This is a genomic window from Pandoraea norimbergensis (assembly GCF_001465545.3).
Classification (GTDB): domain Bacteria; phylum Pseudomonadota; class Gammaproteobacteria; order Burkholderiales; family Burkholderiaceae; genus Pandoraea; species Pandoraea norimbergensis.
Genome location: NZ_CP013480.3, coordinates 1772771 through 1791728 on the forward strand (window position 1 = coordinate 1772771; position 18958 = coordinate 1791728).

Sequence of the window (18958 nt, forward strand, 5' to 3'; positions counted from 1 at the left end):
TAACACGCACGGCCGGACCGGTACGTGCAGGATGAAGACGATGGCGGATCAGAATATCAAGGCCTGGATGCAGGCTGTGCAGGCTCGTGTAGAACAGGCGCTCGACGCCGCGTTGCCCAAGTCCGCCGATGGCGGCTCGGCACGGCTGAACGACGCAATGCGTTACGCAGTACTCGGTGGCGGCAAGCGTGTGCGTCCGCTGCTTTGCTTTGCTGCCGGTGAAGTGACGCAGGCCAGCGAAGCGGCGCTCGACCGGGCGGCCAGCGCGGTGGAAATGATTCACGCTTACTCGCTCGTGCACGACGATCTGCCGTGCATGGACGACGACGATCTGCGTCGCGGCAAGCCGACGGTACACGTGCAATATGACGAAGCCACCGGCTTGCTGGCGGGCGACGGACTGCAAACGCAGGCGTTCGCGTTGCTCGGTGAAGCGACCTCGGACCTGAGCGCAGCACAATCGCTCGCGCTGGTGCGTGAACTGGCAGTCGCCTCGGGCGCGCTCGGCATGGCGGGTGGTCAAGCCATCGATCTGGAGAGCGTCGGCATCAAGCTCACCCAGTCGCAACTCGAAAACATGCATCGCCTGAAGACCGGCGCGTTGCTGCGAGCTTCGCTGCGTATGGGCGCGATCTGCGGCCGCGCACTGTCGGATGACGAAAGCGCGGCACTCGACGCTTATGCGGCGGCGGTCGGATTGGCATTCCAGGTGGTGGACGATATTCTCGACGCGACGGCCGATTCGGCCACGCTCGGCAAGACGGCTGGCAAGGATGCCGCCAACGACAAGCCGACTTACGTGTCGCTGATGGGGCTTGATGGGGCACGTGGCTACGCCGAGAAGTTGCGCGCCGATGCCCACAAAGCCAGTGAATCGCTGGGTAACGCCGAGCGTCTTCGCGCGCTGGCCGATTACGTGGTCGATCGTATCAACTGATAGTTGGTGGGGTGGATCATCCGCCTTCAGGCGGTAACGTCTGCTAACTATCAGAAGTAGCGAAACGCTGCTCAAGAAACAAGTGAACAGATTTAGAGGCGATTTCGGCTGAGGATTACGGGACCCGGAACCGTCTGCGGTAGTGACAAGCAAGGGCAAGGAGGGTCGGCGCGGTCTCCCCACAGAACGCACCGGCAGGACATCGGCGACAGCGCTCAGGGGGTGCTGCCCGACAATACGCCTATATATGGAACGACGATGTACGAACTGCTAAATACCATCGATGACCCGGCCGCATTGCGGCGTCTGGAGCGTCGCCAACTGGCACCGTTGGCCGAAGAGCTGCGCGCTTTCGTGCTCGAGAGTGTGTCGCGCACGGGCGGGCACCTGTCGTCCAATCTCGGCACGGTCGAGTTGACGATTGCGTTGCACTACGTGTTCAACACGCCGGAAGATCGCATCGTCTGGGACGTGGGCCATCAGAGCTACCCGCACAAGATCCTGACCGGTCGACGCGGGGATATGGGCACGCTGCGCCAGTTGGGCGGCATCTCCGGCTTCCCGAAGCGTGACGAATCGCCTTACGACACGTTCGGCACGGCGCACTCCAGCACGTCGATCTCGGCCGCACTCGGTATGGCGCTCGGCGCACGTACCAAGGGCGAGCACCGTTTCGGCATCGCCGTGATCGGTGATGGCGCGATGACTGCCGGCATGGCGTTCGAAGCGATGAACAACGCGGGTGTGCACGAAGACGTGCCGCTGCTGGTCATCCTGAACGACAACGACATGTCGATTTCCCCGCCGGTCGGCGCGCTCAACCGCTACCTCGCCCGCCTCATGTCGGGTCGTTTTTATGCGGCTGCGAAGAAGGGCGTGGAGAAGGTGCTGAGCGTGGCGCCGCCGGTGTTGGAGTTGGCCCGCAAGTTCGAAGAGCATGCCAAGGGCATGGTCGTGCCGGCCACGATGTTCGAAGAGTTCGGCTTCAATTACATCGGCCCGATCGATGGTCACGACCTCGATTCGCTGATCCCGACGCTCGAAAACATCAAGAATCTGAAGGGGCCGCAGTTCCTGCACGTGGTGACGCGCAAGGGCTATGGCTACAAGCTGGCGGAAGCCGATCCGGTGCTGTATCACGGCCCGGGCAAGTTCAATCCGGCCGAGGGCATCAAGCCGAGCACGAGCAGCAAGAAGACGTACACGCAAGTGTTCGGCGACTGGCTGTGCGACATGGCTGCCGCAGACAAGCGCGTCGTCGGTATCACGCCGGCCATGCGTGAAGGCTCGGGCATGGTCGAGTTCGAAAAACGCTTCCCGGAGCGTTACTACGACGTCGGTATCGCCGAGCAGCACGCGGTGACGTTCGCGGGCGGCATGGCGACCGAAGGCCTCAAGCCGGTGGTCGCGATCTACTCGACGTTCCTGCAACGTGGCTACGATCAACTGATTCACGACGTCGCGCTGCAAAACCTGCCGGTGGTGTTCGCGCTGGACCGCTCTGGTCTGGTGGGTGCTGACGGTGCGACGCATGCAGGCGCGTACGACATCGCCTTCATGCGTTGTATTCCGAACATGGTGGTGATGGCGCCGTCGGATGAAAACGAGTGCCGCCAGATGCTGTACACGGGTGTGCAAATCGATGGTCCGTCGGCAGTGCGCTATCCGCGTGGTGCAGGCACGGGCGCCGCGATCGAGCAGACGATGACGGCCCTGCCGATCGGTAAGGGCGTGGTGCGTCGTGAGGGGCAGGCCGAAGCGGGTCGCCGTGTCGCGATTCTCGCGTTCGGCAGCATGGTCGCACCGGCATTGAAGGCGGCAGAACAACTGGACGCGACGGTGGCCGACATGCGCTTCGTCAAGCCGATCGACGACGAGTTGATCGCACGTCTGGCGCAAACGCACGACTATCTCGTGACGGTGGAAGAGGGCAGCATCATGGGCGGCGCAGGCTCGGCCGTCGCGGAATCCCTGCTCACCGGTGGGGTTACTCGCCCCGTACTACAATTGGGCCTGCCCGATCGCTTCATCGATCATGGCGACCCCGCGCTGCTGCTGGCTTCGGTTGGCCTCGACGCTGCGGGTATCGCGAAGTCGATCAACGAGCGATTCGATCTCACGTCGCAAGACGCGACCGAGGGATCGAAGACATCGAAGGCATCGGACGAGGTGACGACAAAGCTCGTCGCCTGATTGGTCGGTCGTTAGCCATACCTGAACGATCCGGCTTTCGCGCCGGATCGTTTTGTTTTTGAGAAGCGCTTCCCACATCCCGTGCCGGGGCTCTCCGGCACGTTCCCGATGACTCTCGCCAGCGGCTCGCGAGCCCGGCATCGGAATGCGTTTGCCCATTGCCTCCCCCCAAGTCGGCTTGCCGGCACAGAAGGATGAATTGATGAACCAGATGAACCCCGCTTTCGTAATGCCGGACGTGCAGAGCAGCGTCGATACCCGGCAGATCCCGATTCAGCGCGTCGGTGTGCGCGGTGTGCGTCACCCGCTGTCGGTGCGTCTGGCCGGCGGTGACGTGCAGGCGAGCGTCGGCCTGTTCAATCTCGATGTGCATCTGCCCGCCGATCAGAAGGGCACGCACATGTCGCGTTTTGTCGCGCTGCTCGAAGAAAATCGCGCGCCGCTCGATCTGGCGGCATTTCGCGCGATGCTCGACAGCATGCTCGTCAAACTGGAAGCCGAAGCCGGTCGCATCGAAGTGACGTTCCCGTATTTCATCAACAAGACGGCGCCGGTGTCCGGCGTGCAGAGTCTGATGGACTACGAGGTGACGCTCACGGGTGACGTGCGCAACGGCGTGTCGCGCATCTGGCTCAAGGTGCTGGTGCCGGTGACGAGCCTGTGCCCGTGCTCGAAGAAGATTTCGCAATACGGCGCGCACAACCAGCGTTCGCACATCACGATCGATGCCGAACTTTCCGGTGACATCGCCGTGGAAGATCTGGTGCGCATGGCCGAAGAAGAAGCCTCCTGCGAACTGTGGGGGCTGCTCAAGCGTCCGGACGAGAAGTTCGTGACCGAGCGTGCTTACGAAAATCCGAAGTTCGTGGAAGATCTCGTGCGTGACGTGGCGACGCGTCTGAACAACGAGCCGCGCGTCGTGGCGTATGTACTTCAGGCAGAGAACTTCGAGTCGATCCACAATCACAGCGCCTATGCCGTGATCGAGCGCGATAAGCGCGTGACGGCATAAGCCGCTCGGATCGAAAGCCATAAAAAAACCGCTCTTCGGAGCGGTTTTTCTTTGGGCACTTGCCGGGCGAACTGAGGTGGATCAGGCGGTGCGCACGATATCGGCCAGATCCCAGCGCGGGCGCACGGTGTAAGCGTATTCGCTGTCGGCTTCGTCCGGCCAGTGCTTGAGGCGCATCGCCCCGGCAAACGCGATCATCGCGCCGTTATCGGTGCAAAACGCCAGATCGGGGTAGTGCACGCGATAACCGCGTCGCTTGGCGGCTTCGTTCAGTCCCTCGCGCAACTGCTTGTTCGCACCGACACCACCGGCGACCACCAGTGTTTTCATGCCGGTCTGCTTGAGTGCTGCCATCGACTTGGCGACCAGCACATCCACAATGGCATCGACGAAACCGCGCGCGAGGTCCGACTTCTCTTGCTCGCAGACGTTGCCGTCAAGTTTGCGCACTTGGGTGAGTACCGCGGTTTTCAGGCCGCTGAAGCTGAAGTCGAGATTGCCCGAGTGTTTCATCGGGCGGGGCAGGTCAAAACGCCCGGGGGTGCCGAATTCGGCCAGCCGCGAAACGGCGGGGCCGCCCGGATAGCCGAGGCCGAGCAGTTTGGCCGTCTTGTCGAAGGCTTCGCCGGCGGCGTCGTCAAGCGTTTCGCCGAGCATGGCGTACTGCCCAAACGCGCGCACTTCCATCAATTGCGTGTGACCGCCCGAGACGAGCAACGCGACGAACGGGAAGCCGGGCGCGTCTGGAGCCAGCAACGGCGAAAGCAGGTGGCCTTCCAGATGGTGGACGCCAACGACCGGCCGATCGAGCGCAAACGCCAGCGCATTTGCCACGCTCGCGCCGACCAGCAGTGCACCCGCCAAGCCGGGGCCTTGGGTGTAGGCGATGGCATCGACGGCGCTAAGCGGCTTGCCGGCTTGGGCGAGCACCTCTTCGGCCAGTGGCAGCGCGCGACGGATATGGTCACGCGACGCCAGTTCGGGCACGACGCCGCCGTATTCGCGATGCATGGCGATCTGCGAATGCAGGGCGTGCGACAACAGACCGGCCTCGGTGTCGTAAAGGGCGAGTCCGGTTTCGTCGCAGGAGCTTTCAATGCCTAGAACCAGCATGGCGGGAGGAGAGGCGCGCGGCGTCTGTCAAAAAGGGGAACCGAGAAGTATACCAGTCACCCCCGACGCCCGCCGGTTACAATGCGCGCCATGGAAAAGTTCGATGTAGCGATTGTGGGTGCCGGTGCTGCCGGCCTGATGTGCGCGGCCGCGGCCGGGCAACTCGGGCTGCGCGTCGTCCTCATCGATCATGCGACGCGTCTGGCGGAGAAGATCCGTATCTCGGGCGGCGGGCGCTGCAATTTCACCAATATCAACGCGGGGCCGGCCAATTATCTGTCGGACAATCCCCGTTTCTGCCGTTCGGCCCTGGCGCGCTATACGCCGCGTGACTTTCTGGATCTACTCAAACGTCACCGCATCGCGTGGCACGAGAAGCATCGCGGGCAGCTGTTTTGCGACGAAAGCGCCGAGGACATCATCGAAATGCTCCGCAAGGAGTGTGCGGCGGGGCATGTGCACCGGCGCATGCCTTGTTCGGTGCATACGGTCGCGTATACCGAGGCGGGTGGGGCTCATCCGTACCACTTGACGACAGATGCGGGTCATATCGCTGCAAAACGCCTTGTGATCGCGACAGGTGGTCTCTCGATCCCCAAGATCGGGGCAACCGATTGGGGCTATCGCATCGCCCGTCAGTTCGGTCTGGATGTCATCGAGCCGCGTCCGGCGCTGGTGCCGCTGGTGTTCGACGCCGCCACGTGGGCGCCGTTTGCCGGCCTGTCCGGGCTTTCGCTCGAAGTGGACGTCAGCACGGGGAAGGGCAAAGAAGCGGGCAGTTTCGTGGAAGATCTGCTGTTTACGCACCGAGGGTTGTCCGGGCCGGCGATCCTGCAAATCTCCAGCTTCTGGACGCCGGGGCAGCCCATTACGCTAAATCTGGCACCTGCGACCGACATCGAGTCGGCGCTTTTCGAGGCGAAAGCGACGTCGAAGCGCCAACTCGCCAATCTGCTCGCACAGTGGGTGCCGGCACGGCTGGCCGATGCGTGGGTGGCCAATAGCGGGCTTTCGCCGCAGGCGCGGGTGCAGGAGTTGTCGGACAAGGCGCTGCGCTCGCTCGCGGAGGCATTTTCCGGGTGGACGCTCAAGCCGTGCGGCTCGGAAGGGTGGCGCAAGGCGGAAGTCACGCGCGGCGGCGTGGACACGCGGGCGCTGTCGTCGGCCACGCTGGAGGCACGGGCGCAGCCCGGCTTGCACTTCATCGGCGAAGTCGTCGACGTGACCGGCTGGCTGGGGGGGTACAACTTCCAATGGGCTTGGGCGTCGGCCGTCGCTTGTGCGCAGGCGATGTCGGAAAGCGTGCGGGTGGCCTCCGCCGGGGGCGACGCCCTGTCGTAGACGGCCCCTGGGTCGCCGTGATACGCTCTCTCCTTCGTGGAGACGGCGCTTTCCGACAGTCAGATCGTCCGTCGAACCCGTTCCGATGCCGCCGACGTGCGGCATCTGCGTCTCCATCGAGCCCGCTTGTGAATTGTCTTCCAAGCGGGTTTTTGTGTTCTTTGCCACTGTTTGAGGTCAGCGCCAGCGTATTGGCCGCGGCCGCAGGCGGTGTGTGCCAAGCCTTGCGGGCCGTCCTTTTCTTTGGGGCGGCATGCACTACACTGAAACGTATTCGAATTCCGGAATCCCAGCTCATGAGTCTGAAAGAACGCATTACCGAAGACATGAAGACGGCCATGCGTGCCAAAGCCGCCGAAAAACTGGGGACCATCCGCTTGCTGCTCGCCGCGATCAAACAGAAGGAAGTCGACGAGCGCATCTCGCTCGACGACACGGCGGTCGTGACCGTGATCGACAAACTCATCAAGCAACGCAAGGATTCCGTCAGCCAGTTCCAGGCCGCCGGCCGAACCGATCTGGCCGACAAGGAAGCCGCCGAAATCGAGGTGCTTCAGGTCTATATGCCGCAGCAACTCTCGGCAGAAGACGTGGCACAGGCCGTTAAGGCTGCTGTGGCGCAGACCGGCGCGGCGGGTCCGCAGGACATGGGCAAGGTGATGGGCGTGCTCAAGGGCCAACTGGCCGGGCGTGCCGACATGACGGCCGTGTCCGCGCAGGTCAAGGCTGCGCTGGCCGCGTAATCCGGATATGCGGTCTGGCGCCGTCGCTTTTGCGATGGTTCGCGACCGCGTTGCGATGGCATCTATCCAGTGATTCCCCAGTCGTTCTTGCAGGACTTGCTCAACCGCGTCGACATTGTCGAGGTGGTGGGTCGTTACGTGCAGTTGAAGAAAGGTGGGGCGAACTTCATGGGACTTTGTCCCTTTCATAATGAGAAGTCGCCCTCATTTACGGTGAGTCCGACCAAGCAGTTCTATCACTGCTTCGGGTGCGGCGCGCACGGCAGCGCGATCAGCTTCCTGATGGAGCATGCCGGCCTTGGTTTTGTCGAGGCGGTTGAGGAGTTGGCCCGCAATGTCGGGCTCGATGTCCCCCGCGAGACGCCGCTGCCGGGGGCGCCCCCTGCGGCGCAGCAGCGGGCTCAGACGCTTGGTCTGGTGGATGTTATGACGCGTGCGTGTGACTACTACCGCAAGCAATTGCGTGGCGCACGTACGGCGATCGACTATTTGAAGGGACGTGGCCTGACGGGGGAAATTGCCGCCCATTTTGGTCTGGGGTACGCCCCGGAGGGCTGGCAGAACCTTGAGGCGGCGTTCCAGGATTACCGCGACGACCAGTTGCTCGAAGCCGGGCTGGTGATCGAGAGCGACAAGGGCGAGCCGGGCAGCACCAAGCGCCGTTACGACCGTTTTCGCGATCGGATCATGTTCCCGATCCGGAACACGAAGGGCCAGGTCATCGCCTTTGGCGGACGTGTGCTGGACAAGGGTGAGCCGAAATATCTGAATTCGCCGGAGACGCCGCTCTTCAGCAAGGGCAGTGAGTTGTACGGCCTGTTCGAGGCGCGCGTGGGTATTCGCGACGCGGGCTACGTGCTTGTGGTCGAAGGCTATATGGACGTGGTGGCGCTGGCGCAATTGGGCTTTCCCCAGGCGGTAGCGACGCTGGGAACGGCGTGTACGCCCATGCATGTGCAAAAGCTGCTGCGCCAGACCGAGACGGTGGTGTTCAGCTTCGACGGCGATGCTGCTGGCCGCCGTGCGGCGCGACGTGCACTTGAGGCTTGCCTGCCGCATGCCGACGACAACCGGAGTTTCAAGTTTTTGTTCTTGCCGACCGAACACGATCCGGACAGCTATGTGCGCGAATACGGGGCTGACGCGTTTGCGGGTGAAGTCTCGCGCGCCATGCCGTTGTCGCAGTTCCTGATCGGTGAGGTCACGTCGGGCAAAGATATGCAGCAGCCGGAAGGCCGCGCACGGGCACTCTTTGAGGCGAAGCCCCTGTTGCAGCAGCTTCCCGCGAACGCATTGCGCGGACAGATTTTGCATGCGTTGGCCGAGCGCGTCGGCAATTCCGTCGAGGAAGTCGCGGAATTGTGCGAATTGCAGGTGAGTGCCGCGCGCCGCGCTAATGCTTGGGATAAAGCACCTGCCAAGCGCGAAAAACGACGCGTCGTAGGTACCGAGCACCGTGCCTTGCAGAACCTGCTGATGTTTCCGGCGCTTGGAAACGAACTGACTGAGGAAGAGACCAAGATATTGGCGGATGTCACCCAGCACGCGGAGATCTTCGCGGAAGTGCTCGGACATTGCCGTGAGTTGGGCGCGCAGGCTGAATTCCGATATCTGCACGATCGTCTGCGAGCTTCGCCGAATTGGGCCAGTTTTGATGACATCATCCGGGAAATTCTCTCGTTCGAGGAGAATGCCCGCGATTTGATGCTGTTCGACCCTGCCGACGAGGAGCAGGTCGAACGTCGAGAGGAACAAGTGTCGTTGCGCTTGACCGAGCTGCGTAGCGCGATCCGGCGCATGCAGTACGAAAGTCTGTGCAGCGAACTCGAAACGATTTTCAAGCGGACGTCACTGACGCCCGATGAAATCCGCCACGCTCAGGCGGTGTCGCGGCAACGCGACGAACTGAAGCGGCTGCTGGCTCCGGTCGGCACAGGGGGCACGCGAAGTTGAGGTAAGTCAGCGTGCTACAATAGAAGGTTTTCAGTGGGCTGTTTTCTGGCAAGCGAGATCGCTATGGCAAAGATGACAACGACCAGCGGAAAAAAGACGGTTATCCCTGCACCGAAGGCAAAGCGCGCGACAAGCGCGGCGGCGGCATCTGGTGGGAAGGGGGCGTCTCGCTCTGCGGAGGCTGGCGTTGCAGTAAAGGCCACAAAGGTATCGCAAGCCACGAAGAAGACAGCCAGCCAGGCAAGTTCGGCGAAACGTACTACGCAAGATAAGGCAGCCGCCGGCGCAAAATCAAAGACGACCGGCAAGACGGCTGCGAAGGTGACCGATGTCACCACGCGAAAGAGTGCGACCGCCGCAGGGGTGGGGGCTGCGAAATTGGCCAAGCCAGCAGCCAGGCCCACGGTGAAGTCAACGCCGCCCGTCAAGGCGACGAAGGCGGCGACAAGCCCGAAGGCGACGGCCGGCGAGAAACCGCAGGCCCGACAACCCGCTGAAAAAAGCGCGAAGAGCGCAACCACCGCCAAGGCAGCGACCTCGGCGGGCCGCAGTACACCTGCGACGCAGGCACCACCCAGCAAGACCGGTGCCTCCCGCAAATCCGAAGTTGTGGAAGTCGTCACGACGGCAGAAGTTGCGTTGCGCGTCCCCAAGACGCGTGGCAGAGCCGCGAAGACTCCCGCTCCGGATGCGCAGAACGTCGCAGCGAATACTAACGATCAACCCGTGAACGAAGATCAGACCAAAGTGGAAAAGCAGAAGGCGCGAGATCGCCGGGCAAAAGAGAAAGCACTGCTCAAGGACGCATTTTCCTCGCACCAGCCCGGTACGGCGGAGGAACTTGAGGAACGTCGCGGCAAACTGAAGGCGCTGATCAAGCTGGGTAAGGAGCGTGGCTTCCTGACCTTCGCCGAAATCAACGACCACTTGCCGGACGAGCTGGTTGAGAGCGAGGCGCTTGAGGGCGTGATCGGCACGTTCAACGACATGGGTATTGCTGTGTATGAGCAAGCGCCTGATGCCGAAACGCTGTTGCTCAACGACAATGCACCGAACGCTGCTTCGGACGACGAAGTCGAGGAAGAGGCTGAGGCAGCCCTGTCGACCGTTGACTCCGAGTTTGGCCGCACGACGGACCCGGTGCGCATGTACATGCGCGAAATGGGCACGGTCGAGCTGCTGACGCGCGAGGGCGAAATCGAGATCGCCAAGCGTATTGAAGAAGGCCTGAAGCACATGGTGCAGGCCATTTCTGCGTGCCCGACGACGATCGCCGAAATTCTGGCGATGGCCGAAAAGGTCGAGCGTGAAGAAATGCGCATTGACGAAGTGGTCGATGGCCTGATCGATCCGAATGCAGACGCCGTTGCGGCGGCGGCTGCGGCCTCTGACGACGAAGACTTCGACGCTGACGCGGAAGAAGAAGAGGAAGCCGAGGAAGAGGCTGACGAGGAAGACGACAGCAGCAGCGGCGGCGGTGCTTCGGCAGCGCAGGTCGAGCAGCTCAAGCGTGACTCGCTGGCCAAGTTCGCTGCGATTGCCGATTGGTTCGGCAAGATGCGCCGTGCGTTCGAGAAGGAAGGTTATCAGTCGAAGCCGTACGTGAAGGCTGGCGAAGCCATCCAGGCCGAACTGATGACGATTCGCTTCACGGCGCGTACGGTCGAGCGTCTGTGCGACACGCTGCGCTCGCAAGTGGACGAAGTGCGTAACGTTGAGCGCGCGATTCTGTACATCGTGGTCGACAAGTGCGGCATGCCGCGCGCCGATTTCGTGGCTCGCTTCCCGGGCAACGAAACGAATCTCGACTGGATTTACACGGTCGTGGCCGACAACAAGGCTTACAGCACTGTGGTCGAGCGTAACGTGCCGGCCGTGCAGGAACTTCAGCAGAAGCTGATCGACCTTCAGGCGCGTGTGGTGTTGCCGTTGGCGGAGTTGAAGGACGTCAACCGCAAGATGTCGGAAGGCGAGCGTCGTGCGCGCAAGGCCAAGCGTGAAATGACCGAGGCAAACTTGCGTCTGGTGATTTCGATCGCGAAGAAGTACACGAACCGTGGTCTGCAATTCCTGGATCTGATTCAGGAAGGCAACATTGGCCTGATGAAGGCGGTGGACAAGTTCGAATACCGTCGCGGTTACAAGTTCTCGACGTATGCCACGTGGTGGATTCGTCAGGCCATTACGCGCTCGATTGCTGACCAGGCCCGTACCATCCGTATTCCGGTGCACATGATCGAAACGATCAACAAGATGAACCGGATTTCGCGTCAGATCTTGCAGGAAACCGGTGTTGAGCCGGATCCGGCAACGCTGGCCGAGAAGATGGAAATGCCGGAAGACAAGATCCGCAAGATCATGAAGATCGCGAAAGAACCGATCTCCATGGAGACGCCGATCGGTGACGACGACGATTCGCACTTGGGCGATTTCATCGAAGATACCGGCACGGTGGCGCCTGCGGATGCGGCATTGCATGGTAGTATGCGCGACGTCGTGAAGGACGTGCTTGATTCGTTGACGCCGCGCGAGGCCAAGGTGCTGCGCATGCGCTTCGGTATCGAGATGAGCACGGATCACACGCTCGAGGAAGTGGGCAAGCAGTTCGACGTGACGCGTGAGCGTATTCGTCAGATTGAGGCCAAGGCGCTGCGCAAGCTGCGTCACCCGAGCCGCTCCGACAAGCTCAAGTCGTTCCTCGAAGGCAATTGATTGCTGCTGAGCGAGCGCCGGTAGTTAAGGGCCGTTAGCTCAGCGGTTAGAGCAGGGGACTCATAATCCCTTGGTCGCTGGTTCGAACCCAGCACGGCCTACCAAAGAAGTAAGAAAGCCCCTGACGGTGACGTCAGGGGCTTTTTGTTTTTCAAGTCCGTCCTACCTACCGGCGGGACTCAACATGCCTCAGCAATCCACGGCCGCCTGAGGCGCATTGCGAAAGCTGATGGCCATGCGGTTGTACGCGTTCATTAGACTGATGGCGATCGTCAGGTCGACCAACTCACGCGCATCGAACACTTCACGTGCTTCGGCATACTGAGCATCCGGCACGCCCGTTTGAGCGACGAGCGTGACTGATTCGGCCCACGACAGTGCCGCACGCTCGCGGGCGTCGAACAGATGGCCAGCTTCCCGCCATGCCTGCACCAGCGCGAGCTTTTCCACGTTCACCCCTTTCTTCAGCAGGTCTCGCGTGTGCATGTCGAGGCAGAACGCGCAGTTGTTGATCTGCGAAACACGCAAATACACCAGCTCGACGAGTACCGGCGGCAAGCTCGATTGCGTGACGTAGCTGTACACGCCACCGAGCGCTTTCGCCCCCCCGGGCGCGACTTGGTTGTAATCGAGTCGCTTACTCATGTGAGTTCTCCTTCGTAGCGCCTGCGGCAGGCAGCGGCGTGGTCAAGTCTTTGTCTTGCGTATCGACGACAAACACGGCAAGCAGCTTCGCGGGTTTCGTCTTGCTGGCATTACGGCTGACCCGGTGGATGGCGCCCGGGGTTTCAAAGAAAGCTTCGCCCGCGCGATAAACACGCTTCGGCCCGTCGTCGACCTGAGACTCGATCTCGCCCGAAACGACATAAGCGTAGATGAACGCAGACTTCGCATGCGCATGTGGCACTGAAGCGCCCCCGGGCGCGTAGTCGACGACCACGGCCTCAAGCGATTTGCCGGGGACGTTCGGCAGCGCATGGGCGAAGTTGGGCGTAACGGTCTCACCGTTGCTGTGGATGTTCGGTGCGCCATGGGCGCTCGCCGGGGCCGCCAGCGAAAGGTTGGCTGCGACGGCAGCCACGGTTACGGCGAGCGAGATGATGAAACGAGATTTCATGAGAGCGTTCTCCTGTTTGCGTTCTGCTATTCTCGTGCCGGGTTGGGCCAACAGAAAGCACCAAGAATCAACATTCTTGCTGTACCACCAGCCCTGCCGGGAGGGGCCAATGACGCTTCAGATTCAACTCGACCGCTCTGCGGCAACGCCACTGTCCGAGCAGATCCGTTTGGCGATCAGCGCCGCCATCGAGCGTGGCACGCTGGCGCCGGGGGCGCGTTTGCCGTCGTGGCTCGACCTCGCCGCACAGCTCGGCGTGGCAAGAGGCACGGTCAGGCTTGCCTACGACCGGCTGTCGGACGCGCAACTCATTACGGCGTCGCGCGCCGCAGGCACACGGGTGGCGGAGCGGCCGCTTCGTCGCAAGACGCCCGACACCGCCTACGATCCGGGCCCGTTTATGCGGACCTACGAAGGGCTCACTGCCGGGCCGGCCATCTTCCAGATGGGTGTCTCGGCCCAGCAGACGCTACCGGCGAAGCTCTTCACTCACGTGCGCGCATTTGCCCTTCGTGCCGAGACCAACTCATCCGTCGTGTATCCGGACCCACGCGGTGAACCGAACCTGCGCCGGGAAATCGCGGCGTACGTCAGCCTTGCACGCGGCATCGCATGCTCGCCCGATCAGGTCATCGTCACGAGCGGATTCAGCGGCGGGCTGGGTCTGGCGCTGAGAGTGCTGGGGTTGGAGGGAAAACAGGCGTGGGTGGAGAATCCGGGCTTCCCGTTCGCCAGACACGGTCTGACGCTGGCCCATCTCAAACTCTGTGCTGTGCCTGTCGACAGCGAGGGAATCGACGTGGCCTACGGCATTGCCAACGCACCCGAGGCTTCGCTGGTGCTGGTGACGCCCGGACAGCAGGCGCCGCTGGGCCCGACGCTGTCGTTGGCGCGACGTCTTCAACTGTTGGACTGGGCGACGAAAAACGACGCATGGATCATTGAAGACGACTATCTCAGCGAATTGCAGTTGAGCGCCCGTGCGGCACCCGCACTGGCGTCGCTGGACCGGGGCCAACGAGTCATTCATATCGGCTCGTTCAGCAAGACCATCAGCCCCGCGCTACGGTTGGGGTTCGTCGTCGTTCCGCCGCCGCTTGCTTCGAAGTTTGCCGAAGTCACCGCCTGTCTGGCCCCCGCGCCTTGGCCGTCGGTGCAGCTCGCCGCCGCCAAGTTCATGGCGGAGGGCCACTATCTGCGGCATCTACGGCGGTTGAAGCGTCTATACTTCGCGCAACGTGCGGCGCTTCTCCAGTCTCTTGAGACGCACGCATTGGAAACCGTATCCGCCGGCCTTGCCGTATTGGTTCGCTTGCCCGATGGCGTGTCGGATGTCGACGTGGCGGGCGCGTTGCTGACGTACGGGCTGGGACCCGCGGCCCTGTCGCCTTGGTATGTGACGCCCGAGACCGCCCGGTCAGGGCTCTTGCTGGGCGTGGCCACCGCACCTGAAACCAACTTGGCACGCGCCTCGGCGCGCCTCGCCGAAGTCATACGTCGCTTGAGATGACTTATGCCTACGAAAAAACTCGCGCTTCCCACGACGCAAACTTGGCATCTCGACGACGCGACGGCCGATATCTGGACACAAGCGGCCCATCTCGGACACAGAAAGAAATACGTCAAAGGCACCGTCATTTATCGGCAGGGAGAGCAGGGTTTCACCTTCTACTTCCTGCTCGCCGGGCGAGTGCAGGTCTCCATTTTTCAGCACGATGGCGCCGAGTTCATTCTTGAAGTGATGGGGCCGGGGTCGATGTTTGGTGAAAGCCCTGCGGTGGAGGGCGATAGCCGCATTGCCACCGCGATCACGGTCGAAGATGCCGAGCTCATCGAATTCGACATTCGCGCGATCTTTGATGCAATTCCGGCGCGTCCTGAATTGGCCGTGTCGTTGATGCGCATCATTGCACTCAAGCAACGCGTGCTCGCATCGCGCATTCAATATCTGGCGCTGCCCAAACCGGAAATGCGTATCGGCGAACTCCTCGCCCGCCTTGCCGACCTGTATGGCGAAGTGCACGAAGGCCGCACGCTGATTTCGATCGCCCTGACCCACGAGCAGATCGCCGCGATGACCGGCGCTACGCGTGTCACCGTGACCCGCGCGTTAAAGCGCCTGACCGACCTTGGCGTGATCGAATTAAAACAACGCCGCATTTGGGTCATCGATCGCTCACGACTTCTCGGCTGATTTGGTAGCGCGATATACAGACTTGGCGTTTTCGCCTCGATAGAGTGATGTGCACGCAGTCCCTTGCGAATTGCCCATTCCTCTATTCCCCTAGCGAGAAGGAATCACCATGAGCCATATCGAGCGCTTGCGCCTGCCTGAAGACGATGCCACTTTCGGCGGCAATCGTATCTTCGATCTGTTTCAATATTCACCGGCGGTCACCGCCAACGGACTGGTGTTTATCGCGGGTCAAATCGGTCTGCGGGCCGACGGTACGATCCCCGAGTCGCCGAAGGAACAAATCGATGCCGCGTTCAAGCGCATCGCTGCCGTGCTCACCCACTTGGGGCTCGACTTCACCGACGTCGTCGAGTTGGTCTCGTACCACACGGACCTGACGAACCATCTGGCAGACTTCCGCGCGGTGAAGGCGCAATACATCCGCGCAGATTTCCCGGCGTGGACCATTCTTGGCATCGCCGCGCTGGCTCGCCCCGAGCTGATCGTCGAAATCAAGGTCGTTGCCGCAACGCGCAAGGCCTGACATGAGCGATCCAGTCAAAACGGACGGTTTCGCCTTTGTCGAATTCGTTGCCGAGAATCCCCGAGCACTCGTCGCGCTATTTCAGAAGCTGGGTTTTCGCGTTCGCGGACAAGCGCGGGGTGACGTGTATCTGATGACGCAGGGGGCCGCGGCGTTCATCGTGAACGGGATGTCGAGCCGCTTCCGCGAGACGCATGGCACATCGGTGCGCGCCATTGGCATTCGTGTGAATGACGCTGCGCGTGCACAGTCACAAGCGTTCGCAGGCGGGGCTGCGGTGGCGCTGGCGAGCAAGGAGGGTGCCTTCGTTGTCGATGCCCCGGCAATTCTCGGCATCGGAGACAGCCTGGTGTACTTCGTGGATTTCGACTTCCGGCAGGTATTCAACGCCTCAGTTGAAGCAGGGAATATCGCTGATGGCGGTGCCAGCATCGTGGCGGTCGACCATACGTCGAACATCGTGCATCCGGAGAACCTCGATCGCTGGGCGAACTTCTATCGCGACACGTTCGGCTTTGCGGAGAAGCAATACCTTGAAGTCAAGGGACACATGTCCGGGATGCGCGCGCGCTCCATGGTCAGCCCATGTGGCCGCGTGTCGATTCCGGTGGCAGCGGCGGCCCATGACAAGCCCGGGGTGCTGAACCAGAACGACGAGTTCATTCGTGACTATGGCGGAGAGGGCATCCAGCACATTGCCCTGTTGACCTCTGACATTGAAAACACCATCGACAAGTTGAGTCAGGCGGGAATTGAGTTTATGCAGGCGCCTTCGCCAACGTATTACGCTGGCATAGCAACTCGCCTGCCCAATCACGGAATTGACGTTGAACGCCTTGCTGGCCGAGGTATTCTCGTCGACGGAAAGGGGCCTAAGCGTGTGCTTCTACAGCGTTTCACGAAAAGGCAAATCGGCCCCGTGTTCTTCGAAATCATCGAGCGACGGGGCGAGGACGGGTTCGGCGAAGGCAATTTCAAGGCCCTGTTCGAATCGCAGGAGAAGGACCAGCAAGCGCGCGGCTTGAACGAATGAATCGAGGAGACATAACAATGCGGAAAATGACCCGGCTTTCACTAGCGTTCGCCATCGCAAGTGCTGCGTGTATTTCAAATGCCGGCGCGGCAGGACAGACAGGATATTTAGGGCCGGCGGGCTCGTGGACGCATCAGGCGTGTCTCGACCTTTACGGCGCCGCCGACTTGGTGCCACTTGCCCGGGAGGATTTGTTCGCGCAGTACCGGTCGGGTCAAGTGAGCCGTATTTGTGTGCCGGTGACCACGTCCGCCGTTGGCGTCACGCCGTACCTTGACGACGTTCTCGCGTTACCCGATGGGCAGATTGTTGCGGAGTATCCCAAGATGCTCGGCTACAGCCTGCTCGCCAACCCGGGCACGAAACGCGAGGACATCAAACAGGTGCTGGCCCATCCTGTGGCACTCGAAGAGGTGAAGCCTTGGCTGGATAAGGAAATGCCCGACGTGCAGCGCGTGGCGTCGGCAAGCGGCGGTGCAGCGGCGCAAACGGTCGCCAAGGGCGGCCGCCACGATCAGGCGTCGATGGGGCCCAAGGTAGGTGGAGAAATCTACGGCCTTGTGGCGCTGGCGAACGGCATCGAAGAGGGGCCCCAAAATGTTACGCGATGGTGGGTGCTGGGCCGGGAAATGCCCGCCCCCACGGGTAACGACAAGACGTCACTGCTGGTTGAAACCGCCGACGCGCAGTTCTCAACGGTGCTCAAGGCGATCGATGGAAGCGGCGTGAAGATTCTCGATATCTACGAGCGTCCGAGCAAAAAAACGCTGGACACCCATCGGTACGTCGTTGAAGTCGCCGGGCACGCAAAAGTAGGCGCCCTCGCCACGTTTCTGGCGGCGAATCCGAACATTCGTGTGCTCGGCTCCTACCCGCGAAAGTATTGAGCGGAACTTGCGCAGGCGTTACCAGATGCCGAGGGCGGGTCAGAATCGATAGTTCGCTCGCAAACTACCTTGCTGCACCGATGCGCGTGACGTCATAAGCATTCCACAAGCGATTCGTTCCCCTCGTGGCGGTGGCCGATTAGTCTGGACGGCACACTAAACTTCGATGGATTCGCCATGTCTGCCCATTTCTCCGCGGTTCGCCGCCGTTTGCTGACGACCGGCGCTGCGGCGCTTGCCTATGCCGCCGCCGCCCCGATCGCCTCCGCACAATCGGGGGCGCCGGGGGCCGCAGGCGCGACCGGTGGGCGGGTGCTTCGCATCGGCAATCAGAAGGGGCTGCTTACGCTACTCAAGGGGCGCGGCACGCTGGAAAAGCGCCTCGCGCCGTTGGGCGTCCATGTGACATGGACTGAATTCCCGTCAGGGCCGCCCCAACTCGAAGCGCTCAACGTCGGGTCGATCGATTTTGGCGATGTCGGCGAAGCCCCGCCAGTGTTTGCCCTCGCGGCCGGCGCGCCGTTCGTCTATTTCGGGCAAGGCGTCCAGCGGCCGAATAGCGAAGGGCTGCTCGTGCCGAAGACATCGCCGATTACGTCGTTTGCGCAGCTCAAGGGCAAGCGCGTCGGGTTCACCAAGGGCTCGAATACGCACTATCTGTATGTGCGCTTGTTGCAACAGGCGAACCTCAAGCCGCAGGACGTCACGCCGGTGTTCCTGCAACCTGCCGATGCGCGCGCGGCGTTCGAGCGCGGTGCCATCGACGCGTGGCTGATATGGGACCCCTTCCTCGCCGTCGCACAGAAGTCACTTGATGCGCGCCTCGTAGCCGACGGCACGGGTCTGGTCAGCAATCGCCTGTACTTCTTCACGTCGCGTACCTACGTTCAACACAACGAGGACGTACTGCGCGTCGTCATCGAAGAACTCAACACTGTCGATAAATGGGTCGAGGCCAATCGTGCGGCCGCCGCGTCCGAATACGCGCAGTTGTGGGGCGTGCCGCGCGATGCGGTCGAGTTGGTGCTGTCGCGCCAGCGCTTCGGCATCGAGCGGATCACGCGCGCTACGCTGGCCGAACAGCAGCAGATCGCCGACGCGTTCCTTGAACTCAATCTACTGCCCAAGCGCATCGACGTCGCACAAGCCGCACCGCCGTCACTGGGGTGAACGACGGCGCGGCGATAAAAACCAGCG

At 61.8% G+C, this 18958-nt stretch carries 17 protein-coding genes and 1 tRNA gene; 14 read left to right on the plus strand and 4 right to left on the minus strand.

Annotated features, from left to right (window positions below):
* The first annotated feature begins 31 nt into the window (after nucleotides 1–31).
* The 3 genes from AT302_RS07955 (at nucleotide 32) to folE2 (ending at nucleotide 4142) form a co-directional block, all read left to right on the plus strand.
* On the plus strand, nucleotides 32–937 hold the full coding sequence (locus AT302_RS07955; RefSeq protein ID WP_157125918.1) for a polyprenyl synthetase family protein: 906 nt from the start codon (nucleotides 32–34) through the stop codon (nucleotides 935–937).
* A gap of 258 nt (nucleotides 938–1195) precedes the next feature.
* A complete protein-coding gene (gene dxs, locus AT302_RS07960; RefSeq protein WP_058377969.1) occupies nucleotides 1196–3130 on the plus strand; it encodes a 1-deoxy-D-xylulose-5-phosphate synthase in 1935 nt (644 codons plus the stop codon).
* A gap of 202 nt (nucleotides 3131–3332) precedes the next feature.
* Entirely contained in the window at nucleotides 3333–4142 is an 810-nt protein-coding gene (folE2, locus tag AT302_RS07965) for a GTP cyclohydrolase FolE2 (protein ID WP_058380183.1), read from the plus strand.
* An 81-nt stretch (nucleotides 4143–4223) separates the two neighbouring features.
* On the opposite strand, the gene tsaD is transcribed toward folE2, so the two are convergent.
* Entirely contained in the window at nucleotides 4224–5255 is a 1032-nt protein-coding gene (gene tsaD / locus AT302_RS07970) for a tRNA (adenosine(37)-N6)-threonylcarbamoyltransferase complex transferase subunit TsaD (RefSeq protein ID WP_058377970.1), read from the minus strand.
* A gap of 90 nt (nucleotides 5256–5345) precedes the next feature.
* Between tsaD and AT302_RS07975 the strand changes: the two genes are divergently transcribed.
* From AT302_RS07975 to dnaG, 3 genes are all read left to right on the plus strand, one after another.
* Complete coding sequence (locus AT302_RS07975) at nucleotides 5346–6596, plus strand: BaiN/RdsA family NAD(P)/FAD-dependent oxidoreductase (protein ID WP_064675188.1); 1251 nt, start codon at nucleotides 5346–5348, stop codon at nucleotides 6594–6596.
* Nucleotides 6597–6892: 296 nt separating this feature from the next.
* On the plus strand, nucleotides 6893–7339 hold the full coding sequence (locus tag AT302_RS07980) for a GatB/YqeY domain-containing protein (RefSeq protein WP_058377972.1): 447 nt from the start codon (nucleotides 6893–6895) through the stop codon (nucleotides 7337–7339).
* Between the two features lie 69 nt (nucleotides 7340–7408).
* On the plus strand, nucleotides 7409–9292 hold the full coding sequence (dnaG, locus tag AT302_RS07985) for a DNA primase (RefSeq protein ID WP_058377973.1): 1884 nt from the start codon (nucleotides 7409–7411) through the stop codon (nucleotides 9290–9292).
* A gap of 14 nt (nucleotides 9293–9306) precedes the next feature.
* Here the strand turns inward: dnaG and AT302_RS28430 are convergent, their stop codons facing one another.
* Nucleotides 9307–9630: a hypothetical protein gene (locus AT302_RS28430; RefSeq protein WP_157125719.1), complete on the minus strand. Its 324-nt coding sequence runs from the start codon at nucleotides 9628–9630 to the stop codon at nucleotides 9307–9309.
* On the opposite strand from AT302_RS28430, the gene rpoD reads away from it, so the two are divergent.
* A complete protein-coding gene (gene rpoD, locus AT302_RS07995) occupies nucleotides 9614–12004 on the plus strand; it encodes an RNA polymerase sigma factor RpoD (RefSeq protein WP_084656092.1) in 2391 nt (796 codons plus the stop codon). The genes AT302_RS28430 and rpoD overlap by 17 nt on opposite strands.
* Nucleotides 12005–12032: 28 nt before the next feature.
* Nucleotides 12033–12108, plus strand: a tRNA-Ile gene (locus AT302_RS08000).
* A gap of 85 nt (nucleotides 12109–12193) precedes the next feature.
* Here the strand turns inward: AT302_RS08000 and AT302_RS08005 are convergent.
* Nucleotides 12194–12649, minus strand: a complete 456-nt coding sequence (locus tag AT302_RS08005) for a carboxymuconolactone decarboxylase family protein (protein ID WP_058377976.1) — start codon at nucleotides 12647–12649, stop codon at nucleotides 12194–12196.
* Nucleotides 12642–13121: a cupin domain-containing protein gene (locus tag AT302_RS08010; protein WP_058377977.1), complete on the minus strand. Its 480-nt coding sequence runs from the start codon at nucleotides 13119–13121 to the stop codon at nucleotides 12642–12644. Before AT302_RS08010 ends, AT302_RS08005 begins: the two co-directional genes overlap by 8 nt.
* A gap of 109 nt (nucleotides 13122–13230) precedes the next feature.
* Between AT302_RS08010 and pdxR the strand changes: the two genes are divergently transcribed.
* The 6 genes from pdxR (at nucleotide 13231) to AT302_RS08040 (ending at nucleotide 18931) form a co-directional block, all read left to right on the plus strand.
* The gene (gene pdxR / locus AT302_RS08015; RefSeq protein WP_058377978.1) at nucleotides 13231–14631 is read left to right on the plus strand and encodes a MocR-like pyridoxine biosynthesis transcription factor PdxR; all 1401 of its coding nucleotides are present in this window, start codon (nucleotides 13231–13233) and stop codon (nucleotides 14629–14631) included.
* A 3-nt stretch (nucleotides 14632–14634) separates the two neighbouring features.
* On the plus strand, nucleotides 14635–15315 hold the full coding sequence (locus AT302_RS08020) for a Crp/Fnr family transcriptional regulator (protein WP_058377979.1): 681 nt from the start codon (nucleotides 14635–14637) through the stop codon (nucleotides 15313–15315).
* A 109-nt stretch (nucleotides 15316–15424) separates the two neighbouring features.
* The gene (locus tag AT302_RS08025) at nucleotides 15425–15841 is read left to right on the plus strand and encodes a RidA family protein (protein ID WP_058377980.1); all 417 of its coding nucleotides are present in this window, start codon (nucleotides 15425–15427) and stop codon (nucleotides 15839–15841) included.
* A complete protein-coding gene (locus AT302_RS08030) occupies nucleotides 15819–16874 on the plus strand; it encodes a 4-hydroxyphenylpyruvate dioxygenase family protein (RefSeq protein WP_237172094.1) in 1056 nt (351 codons plus the stop codon). Before AT302_RS08025 ends, AT302_RS08030 begins: the two co-directional genes overlap by 23 nt.
* Nucleotides 16871–17761, plus strand: coding sequence for a prephenate dehydratase (locus AT302_RS08035; RefSeq protein ID WP_058377982.1), 891 nt, complete (start codon nucleotides 16871–16873; stop codon nucleotides 17759–17761). Before AT302_RS08030 ends, AT302_RS08035 begins: the two co-directional genes overlap by 4 nt.
* Before the next feature lie 177 nt (nucleotides 17762–17938).
* Complete coding sequence (locus AT302_RS08040) at nucleotides 17939–18931, plus strand: sulfonate ABC transporter substrate-binding protein (RefSeq protein WP_058377983.1); 993 nt, start codon at nucleotides 17939–17941, stop codon at nucleotides 18929–18931.
* Nucleotides 18932–18958 lie beyond the last annotated feature (27 nt).

Bases quoted from the DNA above. Each gene is read 5' to 3' on its own strand.
- AT302_RS08040 (WP_058377983.1), top strand. From the start codon at position 17,939: ATGTCTGCCCATTTCTCCGCGGTTCGCCGCCGTTTGCTGACGACCGGC.
- AT302_RS08020 (WP_058377979.1), top strand. From the start codon at position 14,635: ATGCCTACGAAAAAACTCGCGCTTCCCACGACGCAAACTTGGCATCTC.
- pdxR (WP_058377978.1), top strand. From the start codon at position 13,231: ATGACGCTTCAGATTCAACTCGACCGCTCTGCGGCAACGCCACTGTCC.
- AT302_RS08035 (WP_058377982.1), top strand. From the start codon at position 16,871: ATGAATCGAGGAGACATAACAATGCGGAAAATGACCCGGCTTTCACTA.
- AT302_RS07980 (WP_058377972.1), top strand. From the start codon at position 6,893: ATGAGTCTGAAAGAACGCATTACCGAAGACATGAAGACGGCCATGCGT.
- tsaD (WP_058377970.1), bottom strand. From the start codon at position 5,255: ATGCTGGTTCTAGGCATTGAAAGCTCCTGCGACGAAACCGGACTCGCC.
- dxs (WP_058377969.1), top strand. From the start codon at position 1,196: ATGTACGAACTGCTAAATACCATCGATGACCCGGCCGCATTGCGGCGT.
- AT302_RS07975 (WP_064675188.1), top strand. From the start codon at position 5,346: ATGGAAAAGTTCGATGTAGCGATTGTGGGTGCCGGTGCTGCCGGCCTG.
- AT302_RS08025 (WP_058377980.1), top strand. From the start codon at position 15,425: ATGAGCCATATCGAGCGCTTGCGCCTGCCTGAAGACGATGCCACTTTC.
- AT302_RS07955 (WP_157125918.1), top strand. From the start codon at position 32: ATGAAGACGATGGCGGATCAGAATATCAAGGCCTGGATGCAGGCTGTG.
- AT302_RS08005 (WP_058377976.1), bottom strand. From the start codon at position 12,649: ATGAGTAAGCGACTCGATTACAACCAAGTCGCGCCCGGGGGGGCGAAA.
- folE2 (WP_058380183.1), top strand. From the start codon at position 3,333: ATGAACCAGATGAACCCCGCTTTCGTAATGCCGGACGTGCAGAGCAGC.
- AT302_RS08010 (WP_058377977.1), bottom strand. From the start codon at position 13,121: ATGAAATCTCGTTTCATCATCTCGCTCGCCGTAACCGTGGCTGCCGTC.